The sequence below is a fragment of the Bacteroidales bacterium genome, assembly GCA_031276035.1.
Taxonomy (GTDB): Bacteria; Bacteroidota; Bacteroidia; order Bacteroidales; family BM520; genus RGIG7150.
The window spans coordinates 13298-35041 of record JAISNV010000043.1; the positions used below are offsets into that span (position 1 = coordinate 13298).

Below are 21744 nucleotides of genomic sequence, written 5' to 3' on the forward strand. Positions count from 1 at the left end.
TTCTTTTTTACTATTTCTGAATCGGTAATTTATCATTATCAATAAGAGCAAAAGACAGATTTCCTTTAACACATAGTTCGCCTTCTACCCTTGCTTCGGCTTCAACGAAGAAAATAAGCGCTCTTTGGTCGGTTATTCTTGCGGTAATCACAACATTATCGCCCGGTTTTACCTGTCTTTTGAAACGCACTTTATCAATTCCTGCATAAAAAGGAGTACGGCCAATAAGATGATCACCGATGAGTAAGCAGCAAGATTGTGCCATTATTTCACACAAAATTACACCGGGAACAACCGGATTGCCCGGAAAATGTCCTTTTAAGAAAAACTCTTCGCCGGTAACATAATAATTTGCAGTAGCAATTCCATTTTCAATAACAACGTTATCAACCAACAACATAGGTTCTCTATGTGGGATGTAGGTTTTAATTTCTTCTCTATCCATTATTTATTTTTTAATTTTCTAACTGTTAAACTTGCATTATGTCCGCCAAATCCGAGAGAATTTGAAAGACCAATTGTAACATCAGCCTCTACGGCTTTTCCTGGAACATAATTAAGATCGCATTCCGGGTCAGCCTCTTTCAAGCCGATAGTCGGAGGAACAATTCCGTTTTCCAATGTTAATACGGTTGCTATTAATTCCACAGCACCGGCAGCGCCGAGCATATGACCTATCATTGATTTATTTGACGAAATCAAAGCATTGTATGCTTGCTTCTCACCTATCGCAATTTTAATAGCAAGAGTTTCAGATTTGTCATTTAACGGAGTACTTGTTCCGTGAGCATTAATATAAAGTAAATCCTTATCATTGAAACCTGCTTCATCGAGAGCCATTTTCATTGCACGAGCAGCTCCGCTTCCATCCGGTCTTGGGGCTGTAAGATGGTGAGCATCGCAAGTATGACCGTAACCTGTAATTTCGCCATAAATTTTAGCATTTCTTTTAACAGCGTGTTCGTATTCTTCAAGAATAACGACACCTGCGCCTTCGCCAAGAACAAAACCGCTTCTGCGTTTATCAAAAGGCATAGAAGCACTTTTGGGATCTTCATTTTTTGTCAGAGCTTTACTATTAGCAAATCCGCCTATCGTAATCGGTTCAATAGCCGCTTCGGTACCTCCTGCAATAATTGCATCGGCAAAACCGTATTGAATAGCGCGATAAGCCTCGCCTATAGCATTTGTTCCTGTAGCACAGGCTGTAACAACCGGCAAACATGGACCTTGAGCATTGAATGCAATTGCCACATTACCGCCTGCCATATTTGATATCATCATAGGTACAAAAAGCGGGGAAACCCATTGTACACCCTCTTTCATCATTTTTTCTGTTTCATTTACGAAAGTTTTAATACCGCCAACTCCCGAACCAATGTAAACACCTAATCTTTCGGGTTCTATCTCGAGTTTACTGTCGTCCATAGCCTGTTTTGCCGCAGCAAGAGCGTATTGAGCAAACAAATCGGTACGTCTTACCGTTGAACTATCAATTCCGAAATCGGCAGGATTAAAATTTTTGACTTCGGCAGCAATTTTAACCGGTAAATCTTCAGAAGGTATAGACTTAATAAAATCAATACCGCAAACACCGTTTTTCAGGTTATTCCAAAAAGTTTCAACATCGTTACCAATAGGCGAAACAACGCCCATACCTGTAATTACAACTCTTTTCATATTATTACTCATTATTTTTTAAATTCATAAATTTATTACTATATCAATGGCAGCTAATTTCGAAGTCAAAACAGTACTTCCGAAATTCCGCTACCTCTTTCTTTACCACTTAATAACACAGGCTCCGGTTGTGAACCCTGCGCCAAAGGCGCTGAAAACCAGAGTTTCACCTTCGTGTAATTTACCCGACCTTTTCATTTCATCTAAAAGTAAAGGTATTGTTGCAGAAGATGTGTTCCCGTAATGTTCAATATTATGCGGGAATTTTTCTTCCGGTTGATTAAGTTTTATTCTGATAGTATCTATTATTCTGATATTTGCTTGATGAAGAATGAACTTATCTATATCATCAGCAGTCAGATTTGCCTTTTTAAGTACGGCTTTAATATCTGAAACCGAAGAGGAGATAGCAAGTTTGTAAACATCACGACCATTCATTACCAGCGGAGCGTCACCTTCGGACTTCTGATTGAAAGGGGTTGGCTCTAAAGCTCTTTGATAATATAACGGTTCAACCTTACAAGTAGTTGTAAGATGAGTTGCCTTAAGATTATCACCACGGCTTACAACAACAGCAGCGGCAGCATCGGCAAACAAAATACATGTATCACGTTCATTCCAATTGGTATAGCGGGAAGGTTCTTCGGCACAGATTATCAGAATATTGTTAACATTCTCTTTTGCACAAAAATAAGATTCCGCAATATCCAACGCATAAATAAATCCCGTACAGGCAGCATTAATATCAATTGTAGGACAACTCGCTCCTATTTCGCCTTGCAGAATACAACTTAGACCCGGAGTTACATAATTATTTGCCACATTAGAACAAATAATAAAATCCAAATCCGCAACTGTAATGCCCGCATCTTCAATTGCTCTATTTGATGCAATAGTTGATAATTCCGTAAGATCTTCCGTTGAAAGCAGGCGTCTTTCTTTGATACCGGTGCGTGATTGTATCCATTCGTCGCTTGTGTCCAAGAACTTAGTGAGCATATCATTAGTAACGACTAATTTAGGTACCGCACTGCCTGTTCCGATGATTTTCATAGTTATTATTTTTTATTATTATTAAAATCAAGAATTTTGTCTTAAAACTTTTGCAAAGAAAAAATAAAAGAATCAACTAAAAAAAAAAATGTGGTTTCTAATGATAAAAATAGGTAAAACTTCAATTTGTGGGACAAAAATTGGTTTTTTGGGGCGAAATGATAATTTTATTCGAGGTGAAATTGATAATAAATAGTTATTTGTGGCGAAATTATATAAAAATTCCGATTCAGGATTTATTACTCTTTACTAAACAATAAATCCTGAACCGGAAAGTTAGAACCCAAATATTACCTTACAATAGTCAATTCATCTATTAAGTTTTGAGCTTTACCTAATTTTTCTATTACAAATAGAATAAAACGTGCGTCAACCGATATTGTTCTTTGAACTTTCTGTTCAAAAGAAATGTCGCCACTCATTGCTTCCCAATTACCATCGAAAGCCAAACCAATCAAATTACCTTCACCGTCGAGGACGGGACTACCGGAATTACCGCCTGTAATATCGTTCGTGGAAATAAAATTAACTATCATTTCGCCATCATCAGCATATTCGCCGTAGTCTTTCGTATTAAATAATTCTATTAAATCATCAGGCAATCCGAACTCCCAGTTATTAGGAATATATTTCTCCATCACACCTTCCATAGTTGTTTCAAAATTATATGTAACCGCATCCGCAGGTTGATAAGAGGCTATGTTTCCATAAGTTAACCTCATTGTAAAATTAGCATCGGGATAAAAATTTCTTTCAGGATACATTTCCATTAATGCTTGCATATATAAACGCGAAGCCTTATTTTCAATTATATCGCTTTGTTCGGTCAAATTCAGAAGGTTTATATAAGATTCTCTTATGCTGACTAAAATAGCAAATAAAGGATCTTTATCCAAACTTTTCGGTTTTTCAAACCAATTGTTCAAACGTTCAGGCGAAGTAAAAACGGATTTTTCAAAGGCATTATTAATATATTTAGTGAAATCTCCATTGTTTTTATCACCAATTTTTAAAATCAATTCGGGAAGAAATTCCCTTGGTATATCCTGATAAAATAAATTTAATAGTGCTATGCTTGCATCTTTATCCAAATCGGCATTATAATTTTTGAAAAAGTTTTCCGAAGCGGGGCGCAAGCGGTCAACTGTATTTTTATAATCACTGTTATTTTCTTTAAGAAGGTCATTCAATTTGATGTAATTCATTGAATAAGAGATGGCTTCACCGCCTCTGAGACCGGCTTCGACATGATAAGTAATTGCCGATTGATATTTTGACATCACATCATATCTTTCTTGAAAATCCTTTAATACATTACTGTATTTTGCTTTACGTTTAGCATCTTGATTTATCCATTTTGTAAAATCTGCTTCCATTGTTTCTTTCTTTTCTACAACCTTATTACGTTTAAGTTGCTTAACCTGACCGATAAAGTATTTCCAATAATTACTAACACTTGCCTGTTTCGAAGCATATTGAATGAAAACTTCAGGATCTGCATCCATGTGCGCACGGTAAACATCCAACTTTGTTGTACGGCATTTTACTAATGACGGACCTTGATGCTCGATAATAAGTTTCACATTTTGAGAAGATGAATATCTGTCGGTAGAACCCGGATATCCGAGAATCATTGCATAATCGCCTTCATCAACTCCTTTTAAAGAGATAGGAAGATAGTATTTTGATTGCATAGGAATATTATTTTCCGAGTAAGTTGCGGGCGAACCGTCGGGAGCCGTATATACGCGGAAAATCATAAAATCGCCTTTATGTCGGGGCCAGGTCCAATTATCTGTATCGGCACCATATTTTCCTATTCCCCACGGCGGACAAGCTACCAGACGAACATCTTCATAAACATCATATTCAAACAAAATATATTGATTACCATGATAAAACGGAATAATCTGAACACGAATGTTTTTATCGCCTTTTCTTTCATTAACAGTGTTCTTAATCGTTTCTGAGATTTTTTTGTTACGAGTTTCTTCATTCATATCATCATTGATGTTTTCTAAAACAATATTTGTAACATCTTCAACATAAGACAAGAAAGACACTCTCAGACCGGGATTTGAAAGTTCTTCTTTCAAATCATAAGCCCAGAAACCATCGTTAAGATAATCATTTTCTAAAGACGAATGTGCCTGAACCTGACCGATTCCGCAGTGATGGTTAGTAAGAAGCAATCCGTTCGGAGAAATAAGTTCTCCGGTACAGCCACCACCAAATTGAACAATGGCATCCTTTAAACTTGGCTTATTTAAATCGAAAATTTGATCAGCCGTAAGTTTACAACCTAATGCCTGCATTTCGGCGAGGTTCTGTCCGTTAAGCATATAAGGCAACCACATGCCTTCATCAGCTTTTAAAGCATTAAACGACAATAATAGTATCGCCGAAATTGTTAGTAAAATTTTTTTCATATCAATATAAGATTAAAATTCAGAATTTATTGAAGTTGTAATTATAATCGCATATCCTCAAACTATATTTATTGAATAAGGATATGCCGTTACGGCTTGAAATAATCTTGTTAATTCTAATAAGTTTTTCAGGAAAAGATTCTATAGAACTCAACATCATTGCTGCAACATTATATAAATTATAATCTACAAAAGTAAGAATCATTGAAATATAAAAAGCATCTTTTATGAAGTTTTTATAAACAGTTCTTGAAATTTCTTTAAATAAAATTTCTTTATCATTTGACTATAACTATATTAAATATCTGTGATTATTTTAGTAAAACTATTTCAGGACGACGTACTTTCTCACAAATTGCTTATTCTTATTATGTACAACAAGCATATATATTCCATTTGTCAGATTTTGTACAGAATACTTGTAGCGATAAATATTATCCGAAACATTGATATTCTCCGAATGAAGTTTTTTGCCGTTATTATCATAAATCTCAATCTTGACTTCACTTTCTAAGTTTATCAATTCTATCGTCAATTCATTACTTACCGGATTCGGATATAATTTGACTTCTGAATTATCTTCATATTCATCAATACCATAATAACTTGTAATAATAATCTCTCGCCCATCACTTTCACATCCGTTGAGAAAAGCTTTGACTTTTAATACCGCTTCTCCGGTATTTAAAACATAAACCGTACATCTCGGAGAATTATTTTGAACTATATACCAACCATCGCTGATGATAGTCCATTCATAAGTGTAATTTTGATTGTTCGGAGAAACCTCATATTCACAAATTTTTGCCCCGTTGCCCTCTTTTATTATTATTTCATTGGCGCCGTTAATGTAATTAATTTCCGGAATCGGTTTTATGATAATATTCTTTGTTACAATACTATCACATCCATAAAAGCTTTGAAAAATTTCCGTTTGTTCGCCGCTTTCGGTATAAATTTTATCTGCCCAATAATAGGCACCACAACTTTCAACATTGTCAAAATAATGCATATATTTCTTATGAATTGTGATTGTGTTCGTTACAACACTATCACAACCTGTTAGTTGACTCTCAAAAGTTTGTTGATAAACACCGCTGGTGTAATATGTCTGACCACCCCAAGTATAACTGTAACAGGCTTCAGCAATTGTATCTTTGTAATGTTTATCCAAAATTGTTAATACTAAATGTACGATACTATCGCAATTATTTGTTGCAACTAACGTCTTTGTATAAACACCGCTTTGGATGTAAAGATCGCCTTCCCAATAATACTCATTGCAAACTTCCTGCAGGTCATCAACTTCATATTCTTCTACTATTGTTACATTATGAATCTCAGTACTGTCGCAATTGCTTTGTGTAATGAAAGTTTCTTGGTAGGTACCACTCTCAGTATAAATATTGCCGTTCCATTCATAAAATCCGCAATTTATTATCTCTCTCATAATGCTGTATCCCGGATTAACCTGCAATTCCAACCGTATAATGCTGTCACAAAAATATTGATTTACATAAACCTGGTCTTCTGTTATTAGTCCTACTAAATTTTCAGTATCAATGTAAAAACCATGATTATCGTATATCTCGCCTTGGCATATTTTATCTTGAATAATTACTAATTCTCGCGGATTTATTTGCAAAAACAATTCAACAATACTGTCACAGAGATAGGCACTTACAAACTGCTGACTCTCAGTATATGTTTGCCCGCCCAAACCTTCCGTACTTACTTCAAATCCATTTTCATTGTATATCTCACCTTCGCAGACTATAGCTTCTATCGGAGTATAAACATAATCGGAGATTGTTAAATTCAATATTAAAATACTGTCGCAATCGTATTCTTGAGTATAGTAATGTCTTTCGTAAATTCCACTCTGATTATAAGTTTGTCCTTGCCAGAAGTATGGAACACAAGTTTGAACTGTTTCGTGTAAGTAATATTCCGGATAAATCGTAAGATTTTTCCTTACAACGCTATCGCACCCATGTTGATTCGAAAGTATTTGTTCATATAATCCGGTTTCTGTATAAATTATACCGTTCCATTCATACTCCCCACAAAATGTTACATTTTCTACCGTATAAATTATCTCAGGGGGATAAATCGTGATTGTCTTTATTACAATACTGTCACAATCATGCTCGTTTTTAAAACTTTGAGAGTACACACCATTCTCTGTGTAAATTATACCGTTCCAATCATACTGACCGCAACCGAAATCATCTTCATAGTAGAATTCTATTTCCGGATAAATCGTTAACTCGATTGTTATTATGCTGTCACAATTATTCTGCGCTATAAATGTCCTTGTGTAAATACCGTTCTGAGTGTATAAAATACCATATATTTCAATGGCGCCACAACTTTCGTAAATTTCGGTATGTTCGTAGGCAGGAAGTATTGCAAAATTTAATGTTACTGTGCTGTCACAGCCGAATCTATTTGTGAAGGTTTGAATGTAAATACCGCTTTCCTCTAAAAGTTGATTACCCCACTGATAATTGCCGCAATGAGTATAGCTCGCTGTGTTTGTTTCAGGATGTGTAATAGTAAGGTTTAAAGTTGTAATACTATCGCAACCGTAAGATTGGGTGGAGGAAACGTGTTCAAAAGTATAAGTGCCGATTAGTTCTTCCGTGTTGATTGAAAATCCATGTTTGTTATACTCAAAACCTTGACAAATACTGTCGTTGATATGTGTGTCATAACTGTTGTGAATGGTAATATTCATCACAACAATACTGTCACAACCATTATATTTTTCGTAAGTTTTAAAATATTCACCACTTTGAGTATAAATATCTCCATCCCAATAATATTCATCACAAGATTGACCGCTCTCGTAACTATATTCGGGAGTACCGTTCATACTTAGTGTTAATGTAACGATACTATCACAACCCGTAAGTTTACTTGTTAGATTTTGAGTATAAACTCCACCTTCGGTATATCCAACATTATTCCAATTGTAAACATAACAACCTACATCAGTGATTTCAACACTGTCTATAGGAGTTACATATATATCCAAACTAACAATACTGTCACAACCGTAAATATCGGTGAAAACTTTGGTGTAGTTATCACTAATTGTGTAAGTCTGTCCAGCCCAAACTACTTCCCCACAACCATAAAGTGCGCCCATATGATATTCAGTACTCCTTAAATCCAAGTTTAATTCCCTGATGCTATCACAACCGTAAATATCCTGATAAATCTTCCTGTAGATACCGCTTTGGATGTAAAGTTCGCCTTCCCAATAATATTGATAGCAATCTATAACATTTTGTCTGTAGACTTCACCCGGATTTATAAATAAATTCAAGACCGCAATACTGTCACAACCGTATTGAGTTTTGAACTCTTTGATATATAATCCGCTTTGAGTATAAATTTCGCCGTTCCATTCATAATTGCCGCATATGTGAACTTGTTCAAATGTATCATGAACCGGGTTAACCGTTAAATGTAAAGTCACAATACTGTCACAGCCGTTTTGTGCTTTAAATGTTTGCCTGTAAGTACCGCTTTCGGTATATCTTTGATAATTCCATGTGTAGCTGCCGCAGACTTCTTCCCAGAACTGTTCGGCTTTCATCGGATTGATATGTAAGTCCAGCGACACAATACTGTCGCAGCCGTATTCATCCTGTAAAATTTGAGTATAAATCCCACTATTGTTGTACACATTGCCATTCCAAACATAGGACACACATGCAGTATCATATAAGAAATGGATTTCGTTATTCCTGATTGTCAGATGAAGCATTACCAGACTATCGCAACCGTGTTGGTCTGTTAACATTTTCGGATAAATACCGGTTTTAGTGTAGGTTTGGCCGTACCACTCATAGCTTTCACAAGCAACTTTGCCAATATTATATATTTGAGGTTGGTAAATAGTAAGTGTTAAAATGACAACACTGTCACAACCATTTTGGGTATTAAATGTTTGCTGATATATACCACTTTGGGTATATTCTCTTTCGTTCCAGATATATTTCCCACAAGCCTCATCAAATATGTTCTCAAATATATTATTGTTAATTATCAAGTCTAATGTTACAATACTGTCGCAACCATTTATATCTTTAAAACTTTGTTGGTAAATTCCGCTTTGGGTATAAACTTGATTGTTCCAAATGTAGGTACCACAACTTTCATCTTCGATATCAATTTCCTGTTTACTTAAAAGTGTCAATGTCAGATAAACCAAGCTGTCACAGCCATGTGAATCGATAAATGTTTGGTGATATAAATTCGTACCTAAAGATGTGTATGTTTGTCCCGCCCATGTATAGCTTTCGCAGGTGGAAACTTCATCATAAAAAATTTCCGTATTACGGATACTGATATCCATGTAAACAGTGCTGTCGCAATTGTGGATATCCGTATATGACTTAGAATATATTCCGCTTGATGTATAGATTGTTCCGTCCCAATCGTAACTATTGCAACCAATACCTTCCAAGTAAGTGTCTGTATCATTATGAATTGTCAAATACATTGTTACAGTACTGTCGCAATTGTCGGCAGTTTTTAAAATCTGAACATATTGCCCACTGCGGTCATATTCTATGCCATTCCATAAATAGTTGTCGCAAGACTCTTGAGTAAAGCTATCTGTTGCTGTGTTATACATTGTAAGATCTAATGTTACTATGCTGTCGCAACCGTTGATATCTTCAAACACTTGTTGGTAAATGCCACTTTTAGTATAATTATTTGTTCCCCAAAAATATCTGTCGCAGCCGTAATCGCTTATTATTATACTTTGTGGTTGATGAACGGTTAAATTCATTGTAACAATGCTGTCACAGCCTTTTTCATCAATAAAACCTTGTGAATAGATGCCGCTTACGGGATAAATTTGCCCGTTCCAATTGTATTCTCCGCAGGATGTTTGTTCAATTTCTCCGGAATAGGAATCGTAGAGAATAAGGCGTAAATATTCTATGCTATCGCAGCCGTATGTAGTCTGAAAAACTTTTGAATAAACTCCCGACTGAGTATAAGTATCGCCGTACCATATATAATTTTCGCAGGTTTCAACATCTATACTGTTGATCGGCTGAGGATGGATTGTCAAATCCAAGTTGACAACACTATCACAACCATATTGAGTTTTTAGGTTTTTAGTATAGAGGCCGCTCTCGGTTAAGTAAGTACCTCCCCAATAATATCTCCCGCAAGCTTGTTCCTGAAAAGTTTGAGAAGAACTTTTATGTATGGTCAGATTTAAAGTTAACACACTATCACAACCGTTAGTTGTTTGCAAAGTGTGTTCATATGCACCAGATTCCGTATAAGTTTGTCCGTACCAAGTATAGCTGTCGCAAACTTGACGTGTAATGCCGGTGGTTGTAGAATAATGTAAAAATAAATCTAAAGTAATAATGCTATCGCAACCTTGATTCATCGGCACTAAATGAGTATATCGTCCGGGAGAAGTTAAGGTTTGACCATAAAAATCATAGCTGTCGCAAGCACGGGTGTTGATATAACGGGCGGGAGCATCTAATACGGTAATTGAGACTGTTACAATACTATCACAATTATATTGATTACTACCGGAATATATTACTAAAGTATCATTTTCAGGATAAAAAGAGAAACCATACTTATTATATAATTCGCCTTTACATACGGTATCTTCAACATATAAAGCAAGTCCTTCGGTAATCTCAAAATTTGCACTCAAATAAGTAGTATCAATAACAAGGTACGGACTTAATGTTCGTACCATCATATCTACTGTATAATTTCCGCTTTGAGTGTAAGTATGATAAATAGTATCCCCTACATATGATGTACCGTCTCCCATATTCCAGCAAACATCAACATATTCATCCAACAAGACTTCTGCTCTAAATTCTATCGGTGTATTTATACAATAAGACTGTGTTGAGGAAATCTCGTAACTCAACACATCATCAATATACATAACGAAAATTTTACCTCCGAAAGAGCAAATAAACCCATAATTACTATATCTTGACAAAATATTTCCCACAATTCCACCTTGACTGGTAATCCTATGAACCTCATTGTTTGATAAAATTGTATAACCATAAGAGTATTTGGAATCTAAATACAGAAAGTTCGTATTACTAACATTTATTCCATTTACTTTTATGCTTGGGATATCCTCAGTAAGTGCAATAAAAGTAAAATAAAACAAATAATTGGATCTATGATCCGGGCTGGTGATAATAAAATCAGTGTGTGCTTGATCCAACGGCGCCGTCTTAGTTATAGAAGACGAAGTTGTAAAAGTAGTATGAAGTGTTATAGGTTTATCTGCATGAAATTCCATTGCTTCAGGCCAAAAGAAACCACTTTCGGATTCTCCTTTATTTAAATTGTAAGAATACCCATTAGCATAGGTAATATATGTATTATCATAAAACCTATAGCGGTAAGATAATACTCAGTGCTACTGTTATTAACCATTATAGCTGATGCCTGCTTCCCGCAGTACTTGATAGGTATAGCCTGGTCATAAGTGTGAGAGGCAAGCAAATTATAATTTGGATTATTTAGTCTTTCCTTTTCATAGGTTGCAGAGTTACCCTGAAACACCGCAACTTGACCTCCTTGAACAACTTCTACCCAGGAACCGGATAAACCAATTGTGTATTCAGGGAACTGACTTGAACTAGGAGGATGTTCGGCGCCAATCATATATACTTGACCTCGATTCAAAGTAACCTCAAACGGCAAATCTTTAAACTGGCCGGTATTTGTATCTAATTTAGAAGTAATCTTAATACGTGTATTGTCCGTAGTCGCAACAATAGCGAATTGAGCGGCATAAACATCACCACAATCGTCAATATAATATCTAGTTCCGACTGTAGTTATAGAATAATCTTTTCCTAAACATCTTATCGGAAGCACCAATGTTGCATCAAAAGAATTTTCTGCTTGATTTGAAGCATACACACAAATATTCTTTTCCGCTGTTATCAGCATGCCTGTATTCATTATAGTACCATATTCATCTGTATAAAACTGGGAATATGGTACCTCTAGTAATGTACGTGTCATTGCAGGCACAACAACGGTATTTGTGTATCCTGTAGTAGGATTAGAAATTGTTGCAGTAGTAACCTCTCTAGCAATAATTGTTAGTTGTAATTTATCATTATCATTGGGGACGGCAGTACAAGCCCTTTTTCCATTCTTCATGAAAGTTACCCAAAATTCCTTACCTTCAGTTGATGGAGATGTATTTTGACAGTATATTTGTGGACTTAACGCGGAAAGCATTAAAATTAAAAATAGTATTTTAATCTTATTTTCCATGACAGGAATTTTTAAACTTATCTCATTCGAATTAAATTACACATTGGTAAGACAAATGTTTGCAAATATATTAAATTTTATTAAAATAAAAAAAATTCAAATAATTAATTATTGCTCTTCTATTATATAAAACATATCCAGAATAATAGAGACTGTAAAAAATCGGTAGTTTTTATGATTATTTTTGATTTTTACATTTTCAGTTAACTTACCTGATATCGAAATGTTTTGTTGTTTAAACTCTATATGGAAACTGTTTTTTAGCAAAGATGATACATATATTGTATTTTACCAAATTTATACATTAGGTTTCAATAGACTTTATCTGGAAATGTTAATAAATACAATCTGTCTTTCCGATAAATGTATAGCAGAAAAATAATTAAATCTGGCATTAGAATAAACCACATTATGCTTAAATGACTTATCATTATTTCTTCAAATTGACGATAATCTATTTTATAGCACTGAATTTTGTGAAAAAATTTATTTAAGATATAAATTATTTAGTATAAAATATATGAATATAAAAATCATGCGGCAATTCTATAAATCTTTTGGCTTATATTTATTATCGATTTAATCTCTATACTAAAATCTTTCATTTTTCAATTTTTACTATATTTGCAAGCCAAAGAGCTTTTTGATTTTTTGAGGTGAAGAAAAAATTTCAACATATTAAAATTATATCCGCATTAATTCTTTTAGTGCTTTCATCTTTCAATTCTTATGCCCAGTTTTACAATGGCTCTAATATGACTTTCGGTAAAAGGAAAGTACAATATAAAAACTTTAAGTGGAATTATTACGATCATTCTAATTATCAAATTTATTTTTATCAGAACGGGCAGAATTTGGCAATTTTTACTCATCAAGTATTGAAAGATTATTTACCTCAGCTTGAGAAAGATTTTAATACTCAGATGCCGAGTAATATCCAATTTATAATTTTTAATACTCTCGGCGATTTAAAGCAAAGTAATCTCGGATCTCTTGCAAATACGAGTTATAACACTGGTGGAATTGCTCATATTATCGACCGGAAAGTTTTTATGTATTTTAATGGCGATATTGCGGAATTTGAGAAACAAGTTAGGGCGGGAGCCTGTAAATTAGTTATACAAAATGCATTGGGCGGCAATAGGCTACGAGATAGGGTAAGTATTACTGATGATATTAATGAAAATGATTGGTTCGTTGACGGATTGGTTTCTTATTATTCCGATAATTGGAACACAAAAATGGATGACGATTTTAAAAAAGTGTTTTTCAGCGGCAATATTAAAAAACTTAAACATGTTCAAGGCGAATATTCGGTAATTATCGGGCATTCCGTTTGGAAATTTATTGCTGATAAATTCGGCAAGAATGCTATAAAAGAAATTGTTAGATATGCCCGTAGGTTAGACAATCCTTATGATGCTTTTAAGGTGGTTCTTAGTATCAATTTTAAGGAATTGGAAAAGGAATGGCGAAAATATTATGAAGAATATTATACTGATTATAAAGAAGATAATATAGAAAAACAAGATATACTTCTATCCAATAAAAGAAAAAAACATCTTATTTATAATAATATCAATTTCAGTTCCGACGGAAAATATATCACATATACTACTAACGAAATGGGATTGAAGAAGTTATATATTAAAGATCTGGAAACCGGCGATTTGAAACGTGTTTACAAAACAGGCTACAGATCTAATACAAAGATGGACAATACTTTTCCAGTTTTAGCTTGGCATCCTACCCGACCGATTTTGGCTGTAGCCGTAGAAGAAAAAGGTAGCGTTAAACTTTTTTTCTACACTATTTCGGATAATAATAAAAAGAATTGGTTATTTCTTCAGAATCAGCAATTTTCAAGTCTGGGATTTCAGAAAGTTTTGGATATGAATTATTCTTTTGACGGTGCATATATAATATTCTCAGCCGTAAAAGACGGTCAAACCGATCTTTTCCTTTGGAATATAGTTTCCGGAGTTTCGGTTAATCTGACTAATGATATTTTCAACGATTTTAATCCTGTATTTCTTAATAATCAGGGTGATATATTATTTTCTTCTAATAGGGGAAATGATCTTATAAATTTAAATCCTAATAATGATCTCTTTAGGATGAATGTTTTTCAGCCGGAAAAGGTAACGCGAATGACTAATACCACCAATGCCGATGAAATCATGCCTCAATGGATTCATAATAATTTGGTAACGTACATTTCGGATAAAAACGGGATATACAATATGTACCTCGGTGAATTCGACAGTATTATCAGCTTTGTAGATACAATTACTCATTATAACTATTTTCTTAAAACAAAAAGTATTACAGATTATAATAGTAATATTGTTGATTATGATGTTAAGAATAATACTGCCATTGAAATATTAAGTAATTACAACACATCTTTAATAAGTAAGAAAACTATACCGGCACTCAGCAGTATTAATGACGGTTCCGGTATTGAAACCAAACTTGATAATACATATTATCGCAGCAGGCAATATATTGCAGATTCTCTGACAAATGCTGTGCCTCAAAAGAAAGAGGTTCGACAATTTAAGGATGTGTTAAGTAAGGATTTACGACGAGAGTTCCCTACGAAATATGTTTCCGAAATGGACCCGAGCACTCCCGACAGCGTCTGGGAACAGATTATTATAACTCATTATGAGGAAATTTCCGAAGAATTGAAAGAAGATGATTTTGCTCCCGATAAATGGAAAAATTATTATGTGGAGTTCTTTATCAATGATTTAATTACACAGTTGGATTTTTCTTCCATGAATTATTCCTATCAGCAATTTTCCGGAGGAAGTAATCCTATTTATCTTTATTCCGGATTTAATATTCTGCTTGGGACCGGCTTAACCGATTTGATGGAGGATTATCGCATTACAGGAGCATTTAGTTTGTCTAATGATCTTGTAAATAATGAATATGCCATTTCTTTTTCTAACTTGAAAAAAAGATTGGATAAAGAGTTTATCTTTCATCGCAATACAGATTATACATACAATTCATCCGAAATCGCCAAACTTCGTACCCATGAATTTATGTATAAACTTACCTGGCCGTTTACAGACTATTTACATGTAAGCGGAACTGCAATCTTGCGTAATAATAAAACAGTAGATATTACTTTAGGAAGTCTTGAATCAATTGCTGAGCCCATTAAAAACACAAATTGGCTCGGATTTAAGGGAGAATTAACTTTTGACAATACATATCAGCTTTCTCAGAATATTTTGTTGGGAACACGTTTCAAAATATTTGGGGAATATAGTCAAATGATTGTTAAAGAGAATAGAAACATGGTAGTTTTAGGTTTTGATTTCAGAAATTACCAAAGAATTCACAGGCAGATGATTTTTGCTTGGCGAATTGCCGGCAGTACCTCTTTCGGTACAGACAGATTGATTTATTACATGGGAGGTGTTGATAATTGGATTGTACCGAGATATAATTATGATAATCAAGTTAGTGATGAAATAAATTACGCGTATCAAACTTTAGCAACAAACATGCGCGGATTCAGTCAAAATACCAGAAACGGCCCGAATTTCATAGTTCTGAATACTGAAATAAGGCTTCCTGTTTTCAGATATTTTGCAAACAGGCCTTTAAGTTCGAAATTTTTGAATTCAATACAATTGGTAGGTTTTGCCGATTTAGGAACTGCATGGAACGGATTAAGTCCGTATAGCGATGAGAATGCTTTATACCGTAAAAAATATTACGCTAATCCAATGCTAATTGAGGTCATAAATTATAAAGAGCCTTTTGTCCTGGGATACGGTTTAGGATTAAGATTTTCTTTATTCGGTTATTTTGTTCGTATAGATTACGGATGGGGATTAGAAGACTGGAAGATAGCGGATAAAGGATGGCATATTTCCTTTAATCTTGATTTTTAAATTCACATTTACATACTTACATCAACATACTTTATTCCACTTCAAACTGATTATTATTATTTGCATTACGCATATTTCTCACTTGAGTATTTCCACCTTCAATCAAACTTAAATCTATAGGTTTATTGGTTTTCCAGTAGCCGCCGGTAAAATCGGGAACATCAATAGAGTTTGATTTATTTGCAACCGACCATTCGCTCAAAGGAGCTATTGCACTCCAAAGTGCCGCATCATATACATCTTGATCTAAAGGTAGTCCGTTACGCAAACAATCAACCAAACGCCAATCCATGAGAAAATCCATTCCGCCATGTCCTCCTACTTTCTTTGCCAATTCACCTATCTTCTTAACAATATCTAAGGTATATTTTTCTTCAATTTCTTTAAATTCATCATCCTTAATCCAGGAATGCCCCTTTGAAATTTTCGGCGGATAAGGCCATTTCTGTGCCATCGCATCGGTACCCATAACAAGATGAATTCTGGAATATGGTCTTTCGGATGTAACATCATGCTGTATCATCATGGTTTTCCCGGATTTTGTACGAATACAGGTAGTATTAATATTTCCTCTATAGTTTTTTCCTGCATAAGGTAAATAAAAAGGATCTTCAGCCGCTAATTTATCAGCCATCTTTCTCATTTGGAAATCATTACTCGACATTGAATTTAGGTAATCCATTCTATCGCCCCGATTGATGTTCATTATCTGGCAAATGGGACCGAGACCGTGAGTCGGATATAGATTACCGTTACGTGCGGCATTTTCTTTCAATCGCCACATATCCGTATAACCATAATCATATTGCTCGTCATCAATAGGCTTGTTAAAATTCATATCCATTAACTGATGAAGATAAGCTCCTTCGCCGTGTACTATTTCCCCGAAAAAACCTTGACGAGCCATATTCAGCGTGAGTAATTCGAAGAAATCGTAGCAACAATTCTCGAGCATCATACAATGTTTTCTTGTGCGTTCCGATGTTTCCACAAGCTGCCAGCATTCATCCAGAGTTGTTGCGGCCGGAACTTCTATTGCAACGTGTTTACCGTGTTCCATGGCATACAAAGCAATTGGAGTATGTGTTTCCCAATCTGTACAGATATACACTAAATCAACATTTTCATCCTCACAAAGAGCTTTCCAGGAATCTTCTTTTCCCCAAAACTCTGCCGCTTTGGGCAATCCTGTTTTCAATAATACTTTTTGAGAACCATCAACAGCAACCTGGCGTTTATCGCATAAAGCCGTTATTGCCGTACCGTCAATATGTGTGAAACGAGTTACTGCCGAACCGCCTCTATCGCCCAAACCTATAAATCCTACTCTAACAGTATCCAATTTAGGAGCGCGATAGCCGCACATATTCATTGATCGTAAATTTCCCAAAGGAGAATCCGAAAAATTAAAAATATCACCTGTTTTAGAATACAAAAATTTTCCGAACAGAATATTAGCAGTTAGAACTCCGGTACCTGCTGCGGTATATTTCAAAAATTCTCTGCGAGATGTTTTCATAGAATATTATTATTTAGAATAATGCAAAAATATTAAAGTATAAAGAATTATTAATTGATAACAACAGTTAGATTAGATCAAATCACCAAATTTCAATCACTTCCTCAACGTCCCACTTACCGATAACAGTTACGTTTTTAGGATAAATTATTTTTTCGGGTTGATATCTACCGGAATAATTTCCTGTTGTCCATTTACCATTATCATCAATATCATAAACTATCCTCAAGGAATACTCTCCCGGCACCAGCATCTTAAACATCAAAGTCACACTGTCATTTTCGTGTAAAGTAAATCTTTCATAAGCAACAACAGCTTTCTTTCCGTCCATCAATTCAATGAAGAAAGTATTGCAGTTGGGAATCGTATCAATCGGTAAATAAATCTTTGTCTTATTAATCGCTTTTTTTTCATCATGATGATCATGATCGCAATTATGACCATGATCATGGTCATAATGTAAAGAATCTTGTTGCAGTTCCGTATTCATTATTTCGAGTTCATAACTCAAAGTATCAGGAACCTGAATTTTTGGTTCAATATATAAAGAATCGGAAATATCTATTATCGAATCTTCTATAAATACCGAATCCGACTCGGAATTTGGAACCTGAACCCTGAAAACTTTTTTAAACTTCAGAATCAGATTTCCAAATGCATTTTCATCAACAACACTAAACTGCGAATTTATTTTTTTATTGTAATTTTCATTGATATCAAGAAAGGCCGAATCAGGAATGAAAAGCTGATATTTCTTTTCAATATCAAGATTCAAATCAATCTTTGCCGAAATATTTTCAGGTTCAAGCAAATGCATTCTTACAAAAGTTGTATCGAAAATAGTATCAATATTTGTCACAACTTTCAAGGTATCGCATAAAACTTCCTTTATGAAATTATTAAAATCCAAAAACAATTCGTCTTTATAAAAAACCTTATTACCGAATTCCGGCGTAACTTTTAAAGCAGAACTTTTCACCAACCTTTGATTATTTACAATTATTCTGACAGAATCAATAAATTGCTCTTTATCATAAACCGTACAAAAGACCGTGTCTATTCCGCTTGTAAAAACAGTAAGCGTATCTTTATTATTACTAAAAATTATATGCCGAGTTTCCGGTAAAGTATTATAAAATTCAATTCTCGGTTCCTGCGGCGGAAATTTGAAAATTAGTTGCATTGTATTGAGTTGAGTTGCTTTTTTCTCAATTACCTTTTGCACCGTATCAATTTCTTGAAACGACAATAAATTGATATGTATTAAAGTATCATAACTCAATTTAAAAGCGGAATCATAAAAAGCAATATCTTCCGTAATTAAATCAAAAGTGTAAGAATTATTGAGATCTTTTAGGGCAAAGATTTTATAAGTTGTGTCTTTCAAATGTGTGAAATGAAAAAAACCATCCTTATCTGTTTTGGTTATATAATAGGGTTTATTTTTGATAAATGAGCTATCCGACAAATCCGCATGAAGCATAACAAGTGAATTTTCAACAGGTTTAAACGTATATGAATCCCTAAGCCTTCCTTCGAGCGACAGAGAATCTAAACTTTCACCGGTTGAAACGATATAAGAGAAATTTTTTAGTGCGTTACCTTCATTGTAATCTACAATTGCATCATCGAAAAAGAAATTGTATGTTACATTTTCCATAAGCGGCGCATTTAATTTCATAGTTACTTTCTTGCCTTTTTGACTAATATCGGGATCTTTATCCAAAGGCGGCGAAACCATCAGCTTTTGTTTAACATTATTTAATTTGATATACTCATCAAATTCAAAAACAACAATATTCGAGTTAAAATTAACCGAGAAGTTTTCGGGTGTGCTTTTCAATACTTTCGGCGGAGTAATATCTTTAGGGCCGCCTGTCAACGCCGTTTCATTTGCGCAGGAAGAAATAAGTACGATTATAGCACTCAGTAATAACATTTTCAATGACAGTGATATAACCGGCAAATCTACGGGTTTCGAGTTTCGAGTTCGATTGTTCTTATTCCGGACGAGCTTAGAAATATTATTATTCTGCGAATTATAATCTCGATACCCGGATAATATATTTTTAAATTGAGATTTTCCTGCGGACAGATTCACAGAATTTTCAGAATTTACATATTTATCTGCTTCACTATTCACTTTTCAATCTATTATTATAAATGTGTTTATTTATTGTCATTTCAACTTTTAACTCTTCTCACTTCTGTAATACTTTATCTTCGGTTCTGTACCGGAAGGTCTCACTGAAATTTTCGTACCGTTATCCAAATAAAATTGAAGAACATCTGATTTTGGGATATCGGTCATAGGTTTAACCGTATTGTCTTTAAAGTTTATGATTTTTTGAGTGAGATAATCTCTGATTTCTACAACCGGACGATCTTCCATAACTCGCGGCGGATTTTCTCTGTAGTTTGTCATCATTTGTTTGATGTACTCCGCACCTTCTTTACCTTTGTGAACTTCGGTTCTTAAACTTTCCGTATAAAAACCGTATTCCTCGTAAATACTGTTCAGCAAACCGAGCAAACTCATTTCCCTGTCCTTTGCCCAGGCGGCAGCTTCGGCAATCAAACAACTCGCAGAAACGGAGTCTTTATCTCTTACAAAATCACCACAAAGATATCCGAAACTTTCTTCACCGCCAACCAAGAATTTCATATTTTCCTCATGTTCACGAATGATAGACGCTATATGTTTGAAACCGGTTAAACATTCGAAAACGGTAATTTCCTCGGATTCCGCAATATCATTGAGCACGTCGCTGGTTACAATGGTTTTTACAATATAGTACGGTAATACACTCGGTTTCCGGTTTTTAATCATATAGTAAAATAAAATCGCAGCAGTTTGATTTCCATTCAAAAGTTGATAATTACCCACTTCATCTTTTACCGCGATTCCGATTCTATCCGCATCCGGATCAGTTGCAATAATAATCTCAGCATCAATTTCTTTCGCTAATTTTATTCCATATTCAAAAGCAGAAGGTTCCTCCGGATTAGGTGATTTCAAAGTTGTAAAATTACCATCGGGAATGCTTTGTTCCTCAACAAGATTGACATTGGTAAAACCATACATTTTCAGTGCTTTCGGAACTAATTTTATTCCGGTCCCATGTAACGGAGTATAAACAATGCACAAATCATTATGACGTTCGATAGAATCACTATTTAACGATAGTTCCAAAACTTTCTTCAAATATATATCATCAATCTTTTTCCCTATTTCAATAATCAAATCTTCATTTTTATTGAAATTAACTTCTTTGATCGATTTTATTTTCTTTACTTCCATGATAATATCTTCATCATGTGGTTCTACAATTTGCGCACCGTCATCCCAATAAGCTTTATAGCCGTTGTATTCTTTCGGGTTATGCGAAGCAGTTATTACAATGCCTGTCTTACATTTCAACTGTCGAATTGCAAACGATAATTCCGGAGTAGGACGCATATCTTCGAATATATAAACCTTAATACCGTTTGCCGAAAGCACGTCTGCTGTTGTTTCTGCAAAGAACTTGCTGTTGTTTCTGCAATCATAAGCAATTGCAGCCGAAACTTCTTCATCAGGAAAACAGGATTTTACATGATTTGCTAATCCCTGTGTAGTCATCCCTACTGTATAACGATTCATTCTATTTGTTCCTGCGCCCATTATTCCGCGCAAACCGCCTGTTCCGAATTCCATATCTTTGTAGAAAGCATCTGTTAATTCAGAATCGTTTTTCTTAATCATTTCGGCTACTTCATTTCTGGTTGATTCATCATAATCTTCCGACAACCATTTTTCCGCACGTTTTATTATATCCATAAGGTTTGT

At 34.5% G+C, this 21744-nt stretch carries 10 protein-coding genes; 1 reads left to right on the forward strand and 9 read right to left on the reverse strand.

Annotated elements, in window-relative coordinates:
• Positions 1-10 precede the first annotated feature (10 nt).
• From fabZ to LBP67_10315, 6 genes are all read right to left on the reverse strand, one after another.
• Entirely contained in the window at positions 11-445 is a 435-nt protein-coding gene (gene fabZ / locus LBP67_10290) for a 3-hydroxyacyl-ACP dehydratase FabZ (protein ID MDR2085367.1), read from the reverse strand.
• A complete protein-coding gene (gene fabF, locus LBP67_10295; GenBank protein ID MDR2085368.1) occupies positions 445-1692 on the reverse strand; it encodes a beta-ketoacyl-ACP synthase II in 1248 nt (415 codons plus the stop codon). Before fabF ends, fabZ begins: the two co-directional genes overlap by 1 nt.
• 90 nt (positions 1693-1782) lie before the next feature.
• Positions 1783-2733, reverse strand: coding sequence for a beta-ketoacyl-ACP synthase 3 (locus LBP67_10300; GenBank protein MDR2085369.1), 951 nt, complete (start codon positions 2731-2733; stop codon positions 1783-1785).
• Between the two features lie 290 nt (positions 2734-3023).
• Entirely contained in the window at positions 3024-5162 is a 2139-nt protein-coding gene (locus tag LBP67_10305) for a S46 family peptidase (GenBank protein ID MDR2085370.1), read from the reverse strand.
• A gap of 325 nt (positions 5163-5487) precedes the next feature.
• Positions 5488-11487, reverse strand: a complete 6000-nt coding sequence (locus LBP67_10310; protein ID MDR2085371.1) for a T9SS type A sorting domain-containing protein — start codon at positions 11485-11487, stop codon at positions 5488-5490.
• Between the two features lie 41 nt (positions 11488-11528).
• A complete protein-coding gene (locus LBP67_10315; GenBank protein MDR2085372.1) occupies positions 11529-12479 on the reverse strand; it encodes an IgGFc-binding protein in 951 nt (316 codons plus the stop codon).
• Positions 12480-13135: 656 nt separating this feature from the next.
• Between LBP67_10315 and LBP67_10320 the strand changes: the two genes are divergently transcribed.
• Positions 13136-16396, forward strand: a complete 3261-nt coding sequence (locus LBP67_10320; protein MDR2085373.1) for a hypothetical protein — start codon at positions 13136-13138, stop codon at positions 16394-16396.
• A gap of 31 nt (positions 16397-16427) precedes the next feature.
• Here LBP67_10320 and LBP67_10325 read toward each other — a convergent pair whose 3' ends face one another.
• From LBP67_10325 to LBP67_10335, 3 genes are all read right to left on the reverse strand, one after another.
• Positions 16428-17915 (reverse strand): Gfo/Idh/MocA family oxidoreductase, encoded by a 1488-nt coding sequence (locus LBP67_10325; protein ID MDR2085374.1) that lies wholly within the window; start codon positions 17913-17915, stop codon positions 16428-16430.
• 82 nt (positions 17916-17997) lie between these two features.
• On the reverse strand, positions 17998-20058 hold the full coding sequence (locus LBP67_10330) for an Ig-like domain-containing protein (GenBank protein ID MDR2085375.1): 2061 nt from the start codon (positions 20056-20058) through the stop codon (positions 17998-18000).
• Between the two features lie 48 nt (positions 20059-20106).
• Positions 20107-21735 carry a phospho-sugar mutase gene (locus LBP67_10335; protein MDR2085376.1) on the reverse strand — a complete coding sequence of 543 codons (1629 nt, stop codon included), beginning with the start codon at positions 21733-21735 and terminating at the stop codon, positions 20107-20109.
• Positions 21736-21744: the final 9 nt, after the last annotated feature.